At 68.3% G+C, this 14,521-nt stretch carries 11 protein-coding genes; 10 read left to right on the forward strand and 1 reads right to left on the reverse strand.

What is annotated here, in order from left to right:
- Nucleotides 1-141: 141 nt before the first annotated feature.
- The 5 genes from PMI12_RS18650 (at nucleotide 142) to PMI12_RS18670 (ending at nucleotide 8,097) form a co-directional block, all read left to right on the forward strand.
- Nucleotides 142-645 carry a (2Fe-2S)-binding protein gene (locus tag PMI12_RS18650; RefSeq protein ID WP_007835577.1) on the forward strand — a complete coding sequence of 168 codons (504 nt, stop codon included), beginning with the start codon at nucleotides 142-144 and terminating at the stop codon, nucleotides 643-645.
- Nucleotides 642-2,894 (forward strand): xanthine dehydrogenase family protein molybdopterin-binding subunit, encoded by a 2,253-nt coding sequence (locus tag PMI12_RS18655; RefSeq protein WP_007835584.1) that lies wholly within the window; start codon nucleotides 642-644, stop codon nucleotides 2,892-2,894. The genes PMI12_RS18650 and PMI12_RS18655 overlap by 4 nt, the downstream gene beginning before the upstream one ends.
- Complete coding sequence (locus PMI12_RS18660; protein ID WP_007835586.1) at nucleotides 2,891-4,195, forward strand: c-type cytochrome; 1,305 nt, start codon at nucleotides 2,891-2,893, stop codon at nucleotides 4,193-4,195. Before PMI12_RS18655 ends, PMI12_RS18660 begins: the two co-directional genes overlap by 4 nt.
- A gap of 51 nt (nucleotides 4,196-4,246) precedes the next feature.
- On the forward strand, nucleotides 4,247-4,624 hold the full coding sequence (locus PMI12_RS18665; RefSeq protein ID WP_007835588.1) for a hypothetical protein: 378 nt from the start codon (nucleotides 4,247-4,249) through the stop codon (nucleotides 4,622-4,624).
- Between the two features lie 371 nt (nucleotides 4,625-4,995).
- Complete coding sequence (locus PMI12_RS18670; protein ID WP_007835590.1) at nucleotides 4,996-8,097, forward strand: autotransporter outer membrane beta-barrel domain-containing protein; 3,102 nt, start codon at nucleotides 4,996-4,998, stop codon at nucleotides 8,095-8,097.
- 27 nt (nucleotides 8,098-8,124) lie between these two features.
- Here the strand turns inward: PMI12_RS18670 and PMI12_RS18675 are convergent, their stop codons facing one another.
- Nucleotides 8,125-9,126, reverse strand: coding sequence for an alpha/beta hydrolase (locus PMI12_RS18675; protein WP_007835592.1), 1,002 nt, complete (start codon nucleotides 9,124-9,126; stop codon nucleotides 8,125-8,127).
- Nucleotides 9,127-9,630: 504 nt separating this feature from the next.
- On the opposite strand from PMI12_RS18675, the gene PMI12_RS18680 reads away from it, so the two are divergent.
- The 5 genes from PMI12_RS18680 to PMI12_RS18700 all read left to right on the forward strand — a co-directional run bounded on the left by PMI12_RS18680 (nucleotide 9,631) and on the right by PMI12_RS18700 (nucleotide 14,466).
- Nucleotides 9,631-10,836, forward strand: a complete 1,206-nt coding sequence (locus tag PMI12_RS18680; RefSeq protein WP_237726114.1) for an EAL domain-containing protein — start codon at nucleotides 9,631-9,633, stop codon at nucleotides 10,834-10,836.
- A 30-nt stretch (nucleotides 10,837-10,866) separates the two neighbouring features.
- Nucleotides 10,867-11,649: a Crp/Fnr family transcriptional regulator gene (locus PMI12_RS18685; RefSeq protein ID WP_007835595.1), complete on the forward strand. Its 783-nt coding sequence runs from the start codon at nucleotides 10,867-10,869 to the stop codon at nucleotides 11,647-11,649.
- Between the two features lie 27 nt (nucleotides 11,650-11,676).
- The gene (locus tag PMI12_RS18690) at nucleotides 11,677-12,279 is read left to right on the forward strand and encodes a response regulator transcription factor (RefSeq protein ID WP_081502672.1); all 603 of its coding nucleotides are present in this window, start codon (nucleotides 11,677-11,679) and stop codon (nucleotides 12,277-12,279) included.
- A 91-nt stretch (nucleotides 12,280-12,370) separates the two neighbouring features.
- On the forward strand, nucleotides 12,371-13,054 hold the full coding sequence (locus tag PMI12_RS18695) for a Crp/Fnr family transcriptional regulator (RefSeq protein WP_042673720.1): 684 nt from the start codon (nucleotides 12,371-12,373) through the stop codon (nucleotides 13,052-13,054).
- 431 nt (nucleotides 13,055-13,485) lie between these two features.
- Nucleotides 13,486-14,466 (forward strand): LysR family transcriptional regulator, encoded by a 981-nt coding sequence (locus tag PMI12_RS18700; protein ID WP_007835602.1) that lies wholly within the window; start codon nucleotides 13,486-13,488, stop codon nucleotides 14,464-14,466.
- Nucleotides 14,467-14,521 lie beyond the last annotated feature (55 nt).

The following is a 14,521-nucleotide window of genomic DNA, read 5'->3' on the forward strand; positions in this document are numbered from 1 at the left end:
TACCTTCGGGTGCTTGCAATGAGCACCCGTCGATGAAAACCGAGCAGCCCGCTTGAGTGCTGCGCTGCCCGCCGAGCGCGCTTTCCGAAGTCGCGCTATGGTTTGCTGCCACCACGGCGAACCAGACAAGAAGGCGGGTCCATGATCGATCTCAACATCAACGGCCAGTCCGTTGCCCTCAACGCTCCCGACGACATGCCGCTGCTCTGGGCACTGCGCGACGTCGTCGGCCTCACCGGCACCAAGTTCGGTTGCGGCATCGCGCAGTGCGGCGCCTGCACCGTGCAGCTCGACGGCCAGCCCGTGCGTTCATGCGTGCTGCCGATCGGCACCATCGGCAAGAAGGCCGTCACCACCATCGAAGCCGTTTCGCAGACACCGGCCGGCAAGAGCATCCAGAAGGCCTGGCTCGACGTCGACGTGGTGCAGTGCGGCTATTGCCAGTCGGGGCAGATCATGTCCGCGGCCGCGCTGCTGCAGCGCACACCCAACCCGAGCGACGCCGACATCGACATGGCCATGTCGGGCAACATCTGCCGATGCTGCACCTACTCGCGCATCCGCGCGGCCATCAAGCAGGCAGCCACCGGCAAGGCCGAGGTGCTGCAGTCGGTCGTCGCGATGCCTGTCAGGAGCGCATCGTGAAGCCGGCCGCCGTGGGTGCCGTGGGTATCAGCCGGCGCGGCGCACTGCAGGCCGGCGGCCTGGCGCTGGCCTTCACCTGGGTCGGCGGCAGCAAGGCCTTTGCCGCCATCAGCCCGCGGCAGCAGCCCGCCGACGCGGCCGCTGCGCTGGTGGATGGCAACCCCGCCTTCGCGCCGAACGCTTTCATTCGCATCGACGCCGATGGTGGCGTGCGCCTCGTGATGCCGATGGCCGAGATGGGCCAGGCCATCTACACCGGCTCGGCGATGCTGCTGGCCGAGGAACTCGGCGTCGAGCTCGACCAGGTGCGCGTGGAGCATTCGCCGCCGAACGAGGCGCTGTACGGCATGCCGCTGCTCGGCGGCCAGATCACCGGCGGCTCGACCAGCACGCGCGGCACCTACGGCGTGCTTCGCGAGGCCGGCGCGGTGGCGCGCACGCTGCTGGTGAGCGCTGCCGCCGCGCAGTGGAAGGTCGATGCTGCGAGCTGCACGGTCGCGCGCGGCGTGGTAAGCCACGCGCCGTCGAACCGGCAACTCGGCTTCGGCGCGCTCGCCGGTGCGGCCGCCAAGCTGCCGATGCCTGCCAAGGTGACGCTGAAGGAGCCGAAGGATTTCAAGCTGATCGGCCAGCCGCTGCGGCGAGTCGACTCGGCCGGCAAGGTCAACGGCACCACCCAATTCGGCATCGACGTGCGCCTGCCGGGCATGAAGGTGGCGACGGTCAAGGCCTCTCCCACGCTCGGCGGCGTGCTGGCCTCTGTGGACGACAAGGCAGCGCGGGCGATTCCCGGCGTGATCGACGTGCTGCGCATCAAGGACGCGGTCGCCGTGGTGGGCGAGCATTTCTGGGCCGCGAAGCGGGGCCTCGATGCATTGAAGATCCAGTGGACGCCGGGGCAGAACGCCACGCTCACCACGCAGCAGTTGCGTGCGGCGCTGGCCAACGCGCTGGCAAAAGACAAGGCCATCATCGGCAAGGAAGCCGGCAAGCGGCCCGAGGGCACGCTGGTGCAGGCCACCTACGACCTTCCGATGCTGGCCCACGCGACCATGGAGCCGCTCAACACCACGGTGCACGTGCGGCCCGACCAGTGCGAAATCTGGGTCGGCACGCAGGTGCCCACGCGCTGCGTGAGCGCCGCGGCCAAGATCACCGGCCTGGCCGAAGACAAGGTCGTGGTGCACAACCAGTACCTGGGCGGCGGCTTCGGCCGACGGCTGGAGACCGATTCGGTCGAGCAGGCCGTGGCCTTCGCCAAGCAGGTGCCCTACCCGCTCAAGGTGGTGTGGACGCGCGAGGAGGACATCCGCCACGACATCGTGCGGCCGATGTACCACGACGACATCTCGGCCGTGGTCGACGGCGAGGGCCGGATCCTCTGGTTCGGCGACCGCATTGCGGGCGGCACGGTGCTGGGCCGGTGGGCTCCGGCCTTCATGGGCAAGGACGGCATGGACAGCGACCTGGTCGAATGCGTGGCCGAGCCCTGCTACGACCTGCCGAACCTCAAGGTCGAGTGGGTGCGGCACGACATGCCGCCCGGCTTGAACGTCGGCTGGTGGCGCGGCGTGGGGCCGACGCACAACCTCTTCGTGATGGAGAGCTTCATCGACGAGCTGGCGCAGCGCGCGAAGAAGGACCCGGTGGCCTACCGGCGCGCGATGCTGAAGAAGAACCCGCGCACGCTGGCGGTGCTCGACCTGGCCGCCGACAAGATCGGCTGGGGCAAGGGCACGCTGCCGGCCCGCGTCGGGCGTGGCGTGGCCGTGGGCGATGCCTTCGGCAGCCGCGTGTGTGCCATCGTCGAGGTCGAGGTCACGCCGCAGGGCGAGGTGCGCATGCGGCGCGCGGTGGTCGGGCTCGACTGCGGCATTGCCGTGAACGCGAGCTCCATCGAGGCGCAGATCCAGGGCGGCCTGCTGTTCGGCCTGAGCGCCGCGCTCTTCAGCGAGATCACGCTGCGCGAAGGCACCATCGAGCAGAGCAACTTCCACGACTACCGGATGCTGCGCATCAACGAGGCGCCGCCGGTCGAGGTCCATACCGTCAAGAGCGGCGAGGCGCCCGGCGGGCTCGGCGAGGTCGGCACCGCCATTGCGGCGCCCGCACTCGCCAACGCGATCTTCGCGGCCACGGGCGTGCGGCTGCGCGCGCTGCCGGTGAACCGTGCACTGCTGGCGCAGGACAAGGAGGCGCTGAAGAAAAAGATCGCCGATGCCGGGCACGGCGCAAGGAGCGCAGCATGAAGCGGCTCCTCAAGGTGCTGGTGGTGCTGTTCGTCGTTGGCGCGGCGCTGTATTTCTTCCTGAACCGTACCGACGGCTCCGAGGGCGAGGCGCCGGTGCTGGCCGGTGCGCCGGCCGATGCGGCGCTGCTGGTGCGCGGCGAATACCTCACCAAGGCCGCCGACTGCATCGCCTGCCACACGGTGCCCGGCAAGGGGCAGCCCTTTGCGGGCGGCCTGCCCTTCGTGCTGCCCTTCGGCACGATCTACTCGTCGAACATCACCGCGGACCCGGCCACGGGCATCGGCAACTGGAGCGACGACCAATTCGTGCGCGCGCTGCACGACGGCGTGGGCGCGGACGGCAAGCGCCTGTACCCGGCGTTCCCGTACACCTCGTACACCGCGCTGAGCCGCAAGGACATCCTCGCGATCAAGGCGTACATCTTCAGCCTGCCCAAGGTGAACCAGCCGAACAGGGAGGCCGACCTGGGATTTCCGTTCAACCAGCGCTGGGCCATGGGCTTCTGGAATGCGGCCTTCTTCAAGAGCACCCGTTTCGAGGCCGATGCGTCCAAGCCGCCAGCGTGGAACCAGGGCAAGTACCTCGCGACAGCGCTCGGCCACTGCGCGGAATGCCATACGCCGCGCAACTTCGCCTTCGCGATGGAAAGGGGCAACGACCTCGCGGGCGAGTCGGTCCAGGGCTGGCGCGCCTACAACATCACGTCAGATGCGAAGAACGGCCTCGGCGCATGGAGCGATGCCGAGCTTGCCTCGTACCTCACGACCGGGCATGCCGAGGGCCGAGGCTCCGCTTCGGGGCCCATGGGCGAGGCGGTGGAACACAGCCTGCAATACCTGAAGCCGGAGGACGCCTCGGCGCTCGTGAGCTATCTGCGCACGGTACCGGCGAAGTCGGGCAAGGCGCCGATCGAGGTCGATGCGAAGGCACCGTGGGCCGTTGCTGCGAGCGCAGCGGCACCGGCAGCCAACACGGCCGAAGGCCACGAGCAAGGGCTCAGGCTCTTCGCTGCGGCATGCGCGAGCTGCCATCAGTGGAACGGGCAAGGCCAGCAGACGGCCAACGCATCACTGCTGGGAACGCGCGGCGTGAACGACCCTGACGGCTCCAACGTCACGCAGATGATCCTGCAGGGCGTGAGGATGCGGGTGCTCGACAAGGAGGTCTACATGCCGGCCTTCGGCAAGGCCTACACGGACACCGAAGTCGCGGCGCTCGCCAACTACGTGATCGCGCAATTCGGCAACAAGCAGGGCACGGTGACGCCGGAGTTCGTCGCGAAGCAGCGCACGCAATGACGCCCCCTCCCCCGGGGGCAGCACCGGTGGGGCCGCACCTACACTGCGGCCATGAAAAAAAGAGTCAGGGAAGTTCAGTTCTGCCTGCAGCATGTGGTGGAGCTTAGGCAAGAAGCCGCGTCTTACGCCTACACGGTTCGCGCGCCGCGTTCGAAAGGCGTGATACCGCCCAGCTCGTACCGTGACGGCGATTTCGCCACGCTCGCCGAGTGCCTGGGCGACGTGGCCCGGGCACTCGGTGGCGATTTCAAACGCATCTATGTGCGGCTCGAAGGCCGCTGCGTCGGGGAGCGCGATCTTGCGGAATTGCGCCAGGAGCCGGAGCAGGTCGCGGCCGAGTTGAAGGCAAGCTGCGATGCGGCGAGCGGCGCCGCGCAATTCGAGTCCACCCTGCCGGCGCCGGAAGCTCCGACAAGCACTCGCGATTGAGGACCGGATCGGCCGCAACGGCCGAGCAGTGCTGTATCCGGCTCGAAACACCGGTTACTTTTAGACACTTATCATGGGGAGTTCCGCGGCAGGCGGCGCTCCACCCTGACGCTTGCGGCCCTCGAGATCGGCCCCAAGAGGCCCGCGCCGCCGCGCCGCGAGCCATGCCGAGCGGTCACGGCACAGGCTGCACGCTCCCACGCACTCCTCATCGGCCTCCTCAGGGGTACCCGGTTCCGGGCATATCGCCGCCCCATACGCGTACTTACATTTTGTCTTGCAAACAAAAACAAGACATCTGCATGCGCAAGAGGAGAGTGCTCCGGCGCACGGGAGCCTGCCCGCCAGGTAACGAACGGACGATTGAAGCCATGAACAAGACTTTTCGAACCCTGTGGAATCCAACGCTCGGCACTTGGGTGGCCGCCCCCGAAACCTCGCGCGGCCACGCGCGGTCGGCGCGGCTGGGCGAACTGGGGGCCGTGGCCATGGCAGTGCTGCTTCTGGGCGCCGGGCCGGCGTTGGCGGCTGGCGGCGCCGGCGGCCAGCCCGTCGGCGACCCGACGCTGCACGCCGGCAGCGGCGGCAGCAACGGCAGCGGTGGCAGCGGCGGGCTCAACGACACCACGGTGGGCGCCAGCGGAGGAACTGGCGGGTCGTCGACCGATGCCGGCGTCACGGCGGGCTCCAACGCGAATATCGGCTCCTTCGGCGGCGCCACCGCCGGCACGGGTGGCGCGGCGGGCACTACCAGCAACGTCGTCAGCCCGGGCGTGATGCAGGGCGACAACGGCGGCGCGGGCCAGTCCCAGACCGGCGATTTCAGCAACGGCAACGGATACGGCGGCGGCGGCGGGGGTGGCTTCCAGGGCGCGTCGATCGGCAGCGGCGTCTCTTCCTCCTCGGACAGCTACACCGGCGGCACCGGGGGCGCGGGCGGCAACGGCTATTGGGCGGCCGGCGGCGGCGGCGCGGGAGGCTACGGGTCCATCCTCAACGGCCCGCTCGGCAACTACACGGCCTCCGGCAGTTCGACGGGCGGCGCGGGGGGCCAGGGCGGCGGCGCCTTCTCGCAAGGCGGTGGCGGCGGCAGCGGCGGCGGCGGATTCTTCCTGAACGCCACGGCACCGGGCCTCACGTTCACCAACGGCGGCACCATCGCGGGCGGAGCCGGCGGCGCAGGCGGGTCCGAACTGCTGCCGGCGCGCAGCAATGCCTCGGGCGGCGGCGGCGGCGCCGGCGGCAATGGCATCACATTGACCGGCAGCACCGTGACCGTGGTCAACACCGGCGCAGTCACGGCTGGCGCCGGAGGCGCTGGCGGAGCCGGCGGCGGCGGCGCGGGAGGCACCGGCGCGCCGGGCGCTGGCGGCGACGGCGGCATCGGCCTGGGAGTCACGGGCGCCGGGGCAACGATCACCAACAGCGGCTCCATCGCCGGCGGCGCCGGGGGCGTCGGCGGCGCCAACAGCAACGGGGGCGCGAGCGGCGCGAACGGTGCAGGCGGCGTGGGCGTGATGGGCGCCAACCTCGCCATCAGCAGCAGCGGCACCATCTCCGGCGGACTGGGCGGCGATGGCATCACCCGGGCCTCGGCCGTGCAGTTCACGGGCGGCAGCAACAGCCTCACCTTGAACACCGGCGCGGCGCTGTCGGGCGCCGTTGCCATCGACAGCGGTGCCACGGCCAGCATCATCGCCGGCGCGGGTGGCCTGAGCCTGGGCAATGCCCTGCTGCTGAGCGGCACGGGCACCTTCAACACCAACGGCCACGACATGGGCTGGACGGGCCCGATCTCGGGCGCCGGCAGCCTCGTGAAGGACGGTGCGGGCACGCTCACCCTGGGCGGCGCCAACATCTACACGGGCGCCACCAGCGTCGCCGCCGGCACCTTGCGCGCCGGCGCGGCCAACACCTTCAGCAGCACGAGCGCCTTCACGGTCGCCTCGGGCGCGACGCTGGACCTGGCCGGCCAGAGCCAGACCATCGCGTCCATGGCCAACGGCGGCACCGTCTCGCTGCTGGGCGGCGCGCCCGGCACCGTCCTCACGGTCACAGGCCCGTGGGTGGGCAACGGCGGCACGCTGCGCCTGGGCACGGCGCTGGGCGACAGCACCAGCGCGAGCGACCGGTTGGTCCTCAGCGGCAGCACCGCCATTGCCAGCGGCACGACCAACGTGCAGATCACCAACCTGGGAGGCCTGGGCGCGCTGACCGCCGGCAACGGCATCGAAGTCGTCAGCGCGCTGAACGGCGCCACGACCACCGCGCAGACCACAAGGAGCGCCTTCGTCCTGGCGGGCGGCCACGTCGATGCCGGCGCCTTCGAGTACCGGCTGTACGCCGCCGACGCGGCCGGCGCGGGCGAGAACTGGTACCTGCGCTCCAGCGCCGTCATCGTCCCGCCGTCCGGTGGCGGGAACGGCGGCGGTACTGGTGGCGGCACCGGCGGCGGTACTGGCGGCAATGGCGGTGGCGGCGGTGGCGGCGGCGTGATCGTGCCAACTTACCGCGCCGAAGTGCCGCTGTACGCGGCGCTGCCCGAGCAGCTGCGCCAATCCAATCTGGCGATGCTGGGCAACATGCACCAGCGCGTGGGCGACGACGGCCCGGCCGGCGCCAGCACCGCTACACCGGACCAGGGCTACCGCCAGACCTGGGCCCGCCTCATCAGCACGAACCGCACCATCGACCAGAGCGGCACCGTCAGCCCCGCGAGCAAGGGGCGCCTCACGGGCTTCCAGGCCGGCACCGACCTGTGGGCTGACGCCAACTGGCGTGCCGGCATCTACATCGGCGAACTCGACGGCGACATGCGCGTGACCGGCTTCGCTCGCGGCCTTGCGAACTACGCGGCCGGCTCCAACGACCTGCAGAGCCAGTACCTGGGCGCTTACGCCACCTGGAAGAACGGCAGCGGCCTGTACGTGGACGGCGTGCTGCAGGCCGGCCGCCACCGCTACACGGCGGCACCCACGCTGGGCTTCGGCAGTTCCGGCAGCGGCAACAGCCTGCTGGCCTCCATCGAGGTGGGCCAGGCCTTCTCCATCGCGCCGAACTGGACCCTCGAGCCCCAGCTGCAGTTGGTGCACCAGCGCGTGAGCCTGCACGACACGGGCATCCCGGGCGCCCTGGTGCAGCAGGACAGCCACAGCGGCTGGCTGGCGCGCGCGGGCGTGCGGGTCAAGGGCGAGATCGCCACCTCCGCCGGCCTGCTGCAGCCCTACGTGCGGGTCAACGTCTACCGCAGCGGCGGCGGCACCGACGTCAGCCGCTTCATCGGCCCCGCGGCGTACACCGACATCGCCACGCGCACCGGCGGCACCAGCACCGAGCTGGCGGCAGGCGCCACGCTGCAGCTGACGCCGAGCATGAGCCTGTACGCGGAACTGGGCAAGCTGTGGGCCTCGGGCGGAGCCACCCGCACAAAAAGCGGAATCGACGGCAGCGTGGGCGTGAAGGTCCGCTGGTAACGCGCTGCCACTGTTTCCGCCGTTGCGTCAGTGCGGCGCGGCGCCGAGATCCGCGCGAACCACCGCGACGACGGACAGCACCGCGTCGATCACCGCATCCGGGTCGTCGAACTGGATGTCGTGACCGGCGTTCGGCAACAGCACCTGCCTGCCTCGCGAGGACCACGTCGCCTCGTCCTCGTGCAGCTGCTTCCAGATGGCCTGCACCTGCGTGCCCTGCCCAGGCGTGATCTTCATCCCCCGGAGTTCCGCCTCGGTGTACGGCGCCATCGCGGTGAGAACCACCAGCGGTCGATTGCCCAGGTCGCGGAAGGCGCCGGCCTCGGCGAGCGTGGCGTCGGTCGCATCGCTTTCCACCAACTGCGTGCTCAACGACTTCGGCGCAAAGGCGCGGATCGCCTGCGCATCGCGCGCCGTCTGGTTCCGCGCCTGCGGCAGCAGCGAGGGAGCCGCCGCGCGCAGCAGGCCGGACCACGCGAGCGACACGGCGATGCGCGAGCGCAACGACCGCGTCTCCGTCATGAAGTCCGCGACGCGCGCGACCTGGTCCGGATGCGAAGGGTCGACGAGAACCAGCCCCACCACCTCGGCGCCGAAGTGCCTCGTGAAACTCGTGGCGAAGAGCCCGCCCAGCGACTGGCCGACCAGCACGTAGGGGCCCCGCTCGCCTGCGCGGGCGAGTGCCGTGTGAAGATCGTGCGCCACCTGCCTGGCACTGGGAGGCGCATCCGAAGGATCGCTCCACATCAGCCCCGCGCGGCTGTACGAGCAGGCGCGCGTGCGCGCTGCGATCTTCGGCTGGACTGCCGACCAGCTCAACGAACCGCCGGCGCTCAGGCCCGCCTCGAACACGACGGTCGGCGAGCCGGAGCCCCGGCAATCCAGCTGGATTCTTCGCCCGCCGATGTCGACCATCTTCCCGGACGCGGGGAAGTCGCGCGCCGCGCGGTAGCGGCCGGCTTGCTCGTACACGACGCCCATGAGGATGGCCAGGGCGACGATTGCAGCGCTCCAGAGGACGATACGCATCACCAGAAGTTTCGACGAGTGCTTCACTGATGCCGATGGTGCCACCAACGGCGCTGCTGCACCGCGTACTTTCCGCTTCAGCTTATCGACCGCATCCTTTGCGCAATCGATCTTTCGCTGTCGGCGCGCAGCCTTTCGGCTATCTTGAAAAAACCTGTGTGGAATGCGCTACTCCATGCACGCCAAAAGGGAATGAAATCTTCGCTGGCGCAATGCGAGCCCCGGAGCAGATGTGATGGGAAACACAGTTGGGACGCGAAAGCGCTGTCAACGACCATTGCAATCCGTAGCATCCGGAAGGTTCATAAAACGAATTGTCCGAAGGAGGATCAGATGGTCGCCCTCTCACCACAGACTCCGTGGTCCGTCGCATGGACTCCACGCACAGCGGCGGGGAGCCGCGCGCATGGGGAACATGCCGAGCGAAACGCGCGGGCCGCGCCATTTGTTGCAACCGACGCCGCACCCACCCTGCAAGCAGCGCCGCGCAGGCCTTGCGCCTATGTGTTCATCGCGAACCTGCCGCACCTCATCGAAGCCTATGGGCAGGATTTCGGAGCCGCCGCCAGCCTTGAAATACAGCGCCGCCTGTGCGCCCACTTCCTCACCTCGGCTGCCACCGACATGGCCCGGCTGCGCGACGACTGCTTCCTGCTGTGGGCCAACGACGCGTTCGTCTGCGGCGCGCGCGACATCCGTGAGCTGCCGCACGACGTGCGCCACCGGAGCCGCCCAATCGAGACGCTGCTTGCCGTGCTTGGCGCCGAGCCGGTGCGTGCGAAGGGCATCGCCGCGATGGTGCAGTTGCATGCCGACTGGATCGAGGTGCGTCCGCCCGAGCAGCTCGGCACGTCGGAGATCGAGTTCGCCCTGTGGACTGCGCAACCGTTTCCGGATTTGCGCGAGAACAGGGCCGACGAATGGTGCCAGCGCTACCGCTCCGACATGGACGTCGCCGTGCGCGTCAGCGAAGCGCTGCGCACCGAGGCGCTCTCCTTCGAATGGCAGCCGGTGGTGCACGCTGGCGGCAATGCCAGTACTTTCTACCTCGCAGGGCGCGTGCGTCTGCCGCCGAGCCGCAGCGAGCCGGCGCTTCTTGCGCAGGAGGTGTTCTTGCCGTGCCTGCAGCGGCTGGGGCTGGCTCGCGCGTTCGATCGCATCGCGGTGCGCCAGGCCTTGGCGGAACTGAGGTCGCAGACCTGCGCGCACATCGGCGTGGGCATCTGCGCGCAGAGCACCAAGCTCGACCACTGGTGGGCCTCGCTGTGCGCGGCACTCGACGAAGAGCCCGCGCTGGCCTCGCGCCTCGTGATCGAGATCGTGGGCAGCGCCACGCTGGCCGATCTCGAGGCCGCCCACGACTTCTGCGTGCAGATGCAATTGCGCGGTTGCCGCATCGCCGTGCGGGACATCGGCGGCGGCAACGACAACCTCGCCGCGCTGCAGTCCTGCGGGCCCGACATCGTGAAGCTCGATGCGTCGCTGCTGCGCCGCGCGCGCGACGACACCTTCGGCATCGAGTGCCTGCAGGGCATGATTTCCCTTTGCACGCACTTCGCGGCCCAGGTCGTGGTCGATGGCATCGAGCGCGAAGACGACATGCACATCGCTTCGCGCGTGGGCGCGCGGTGGCTGCAGGGCTACGGCGTGCGTGGCACCGAGCCGGCCGCCAAGCCTGCTGCTGTCGCTCCCGGGCATCCTTTCGGGTGACTCGAACCACGGCACGGATTTTCTTCGACCATGTACCTGAATCCTCTCTTCGCCAACGTGTCGCAGGCCGAACGCGTTGCGCTGGTCCAGAGCAGCCAGTTGCGCTCCTACCGGCGCAATGAAGTGGTGCTCGCGGCCGGCAGCTCGAGCGATTGCGTCTATTGCGTGGCCAGCGGACTGCTGCGCGTGGTGGAGCATGGCAAGGGCCGCGCCCACGCCACCAATGTCACGACCGACTTCATCCGCCAGAACGAATTCTTCATCGGTCCGTCTCTTTCCGAGGACACCTACCAGGCCAAGCACACGCTGGTTGCCGCGTTGCCCGCGGCAGTGCACCTCATCCCCGTCGTGGCGTTGCGCAAGATCTGCAGTTCGTACCCGGAGGTGGCCATCAGACTGCTGGAACTCGCGATCGAGCGCATGGCCGTCATGCGCAACCAGCTGCGGCGCATGTCCGCGCTGTCCACCGAAGACGTCGTCGGCCGCGTGCTGCACCAGCTGACCGTGCTGGCCCCCTCGAGCATGGGCGCGTTCGACAAGCGCATCTCCCAATCGGTGATCGCCTCCTACTCGGGTCTGTCGCGCGAAGTGGTCAACAAGACCATGCGCGACATGGAGCAACGCGGCCTCGTGCGGCGCGACGATCAAGGCGTGCACGTGCCCGCCAATTTCGCGTCCACCGACTTCGGCAACCTCTTGCCCGCCGAGGAAAACCTGGCGCGTGCCGAGCCGAGCCAGGTCGAACCGATCTTCTTCGAGAGCTTCCCGGCCCCGGCGAGCGACCCATCCGGGCGCAAACCCGAGGACGATTGATCGCGCTTGCGCTACTTGAAGGCATCGATGTCCAAAGAAAAGAGCAGGCGGATTGCCACGCGGCCCGAACAAGGCTCGAGGGAATCATCGTCCGTGCGCACGGCCGGTTCCAGCGGCGGCGAGCCGCGCGTGGAGGGGACCAGCGATGGAGTGCCGCGAATCGATTCGTCGACTTCCTCGACCGCCGCCGCCCTCCTGTTCGCCAAAGCGGCTCAGCAGGAACTCGTCCTTCTGATGCGCCTGATTGCCGAGGGCGATTCGGCCACGGCGATGCGGATCGCGTGGTGCATCGTGGAACGGGGGCGTGCGGTGCTGGGGCCTGAACTGCCGCCTTCGGCCTCGTTGCCGACACCAGTGGAAGTCTCTTCGCAAACTGAAGAAACGCGCCTCCCGCCATCGGCGAGTCCAGGCGCTGCAGGCCGCGCACTCTCGCGTCGCGAACTCGACGTGCTTCGGATGATTTCGCAAGGCCTGAGCAACCGCCAGATTGCCGAGCTGAGCCATCGCTCGCTGCACACGGTGGATGCGCATGCGAAGAGCATCTATCGCAAGCTGGCCGTGAAGTCGCGTGCCCAGGCGGTGCGCGATGCCATGCAGAAGGGCCTGATCGATCTGGAGGCCTGTGAATAGAAATAGCTGCCGCGGCGCGATGGGATGCTGTAGTAAGGAATCCCTAATTCGGGTGATTGCGTTTCGACCTCCCGGCTTTCATCATCGCTGCGTGCACCTGCATCCATTGATTGCCCGCTTGCCGCTGGTGGAACGTTCGGCCATCGGGCAGCTTTGCGAGCTGCGTTCATACGCTCGCAACGAGACGATCCTTGCGTCGAACGAATGCACGCGTTCGTTCTACTGCGTGGAAAGCGGCCTGGTGCGCGTGGTTGCCCAAGGCCGCGACGGCGCGCAGGAAGATACGGAAGTGACCACGGATTTCATTCGCCGGCACGACTTCTATCTTGGCGGTTCCCTGAGCGAGCCACAGTATCTGGCTGCCCACAGATTGATCGCGGTGCTTCCCAGCACGATATACCTCGTTCCCGTGCCGGTGATCAGGGCGCTTTGCGAGCGGCATCACGGCATCGCACTGGAATTGCTTGGTGCGGAGGCTGCCCGCATGAATGTCTTGCGCCGTCAGATCCGGCGCATCTCTTCGCTATCTTCAGAAGAGATGGTCGGCCGTGTACTCCACAAGATGACCCAGATAGCTCCCGCTGGCCACGAGGCCTACGACAAGCGCGTCACGCAGGGTGTCATTGCCTCCTACGCCGGCGTTTCTCGCGAGGTCGTCAACAGGACGATGCGGGAGATGGAAAGGCGCGGCGTATTGCTGCGCGATTCGCAGGGCGTGCATGTTCCCCAGGACTTCGCGGGAACAGACTTCGGTTTGCCGCCTTCCGCGCCGTAGCCGGACGCAAGGGCGAAAAAATAGCTGGAACCGGTGAGTTGCATTCGCCAGGGTGAGGCGAAAGAATCGAACAACGATTTTTCCCTCGTTGTTTCTACACAGACCTTCCATGTCCCACCTGTTCGTCGCTTGTACGTGCAACATCGCGCACCTTGGGCGCATTCATCGCAGTGGGTGGATGCGCCTGCTGCCCTGGCTGCGTCTTTATGAGTGTGCGAATTGTGGAAGACGCCAGCTTCGCTCCGAACGAGCGGTGGATGATGCTCGTGCGCGGGAGGCGAGCGCTGCGGGGTATACGGGACAGTGATGCGGGTCGGGTAGAACGCTTCCATATCGCTCGTTGGCGTCACAGGCGCCGTGCAGCCACGTCGCAGGTGGTATGCCCCTACGCGCACGGCCTCATCCTCGATGCTGGAACAATGCGCCCACCCATGGACGGCCTCGATCTCATCAAAACATTCCGCGAAGTCGCGTTCCGGCGCAGCTTCTCCCGCGCAGCAATCTCGCTGGGCATGTCCAAGGCCACGGTCAGCCGCTACGTGGCGGAGCTCGAAACCCGCAGCGGCGTGCGCCTGCTGAACCGCTCGACCCGCTCCCTGAGCCTGACCGACGCCGGCCAGGTGCTGCTCGACCGCAGCACCGAGCTGGTGACCATGGCCGAGAACACCCTGAACGACCTGCAGGCCCACGGCTCACACCCGCGAGGGCGGCTGCGCATGAGCGCGCCGCACGGGCTGATCGCCGGCTGGCTCTCGGACGTGATCGCCGAGTTCATCAAGCGCTACCCCGACGTGTACGTGAGCCTGGTGTTCACCAACGACGACCTCGACCTGATCGAGGAAGGCATCGACGTGCACCTGACCGGCGGACGCATCGACGACATGAACCTGATCGTGCGCCGGCTGGTGCAGTTCGACATGGTGGTCTGCGCCACGCCGGCCTACTGGGCGCAGCGCGGCATGCCGCAGACGCCCGAGGATCTGGGCCGGCACGAGGTGCTGAGTTACTCGGCAAAGCCGACCACCCACCTTCCCTTCGAGACCGACGGCAGGCAGTACGACGTGCCCGTGCACAGCCGCTTGGAAGCCAACGACGCCGTCGCGCTGATCGAGCTGGCGCTGCGCAACGTGGGCGTGGCCTATGTGCCCGAGCCGCTGGCGCAGTCGCACCTGGAACGCGGAGCGCTGGTGCCGGTGCTGCGCGAGCACATGCCGCGCGACCATTGGCTGTACGCGGCCTACTCGCAGCGCCGCCACAACAGCGCCGCGATGCGCGCGATGCTCGACTTCCTGGAGCAATCGATGGGCGCCCTGACCGAGGGTCCGGCGCTGCCGCCCGCGCTACCGGTGGCGGTGATGCCGCCTGGATGCACCCGTTCCAAGGCGCAGGAGCAGGTCGGCAGTAGCCAATAGCGCCGAGCTGACCGAAGGTTGGGAGCGGCACGCGTTGTGTTGCAATCGCATTTTT

The sequence above is a fragment of the Variovorax sp. CF313 genome (assembly GCF_000282635.1).
GTDB lineage: Bacteria > Pseudomonadota > Gammaproteobacteria > Burkholderiales > Burkholderiaceae_C > Variovorax.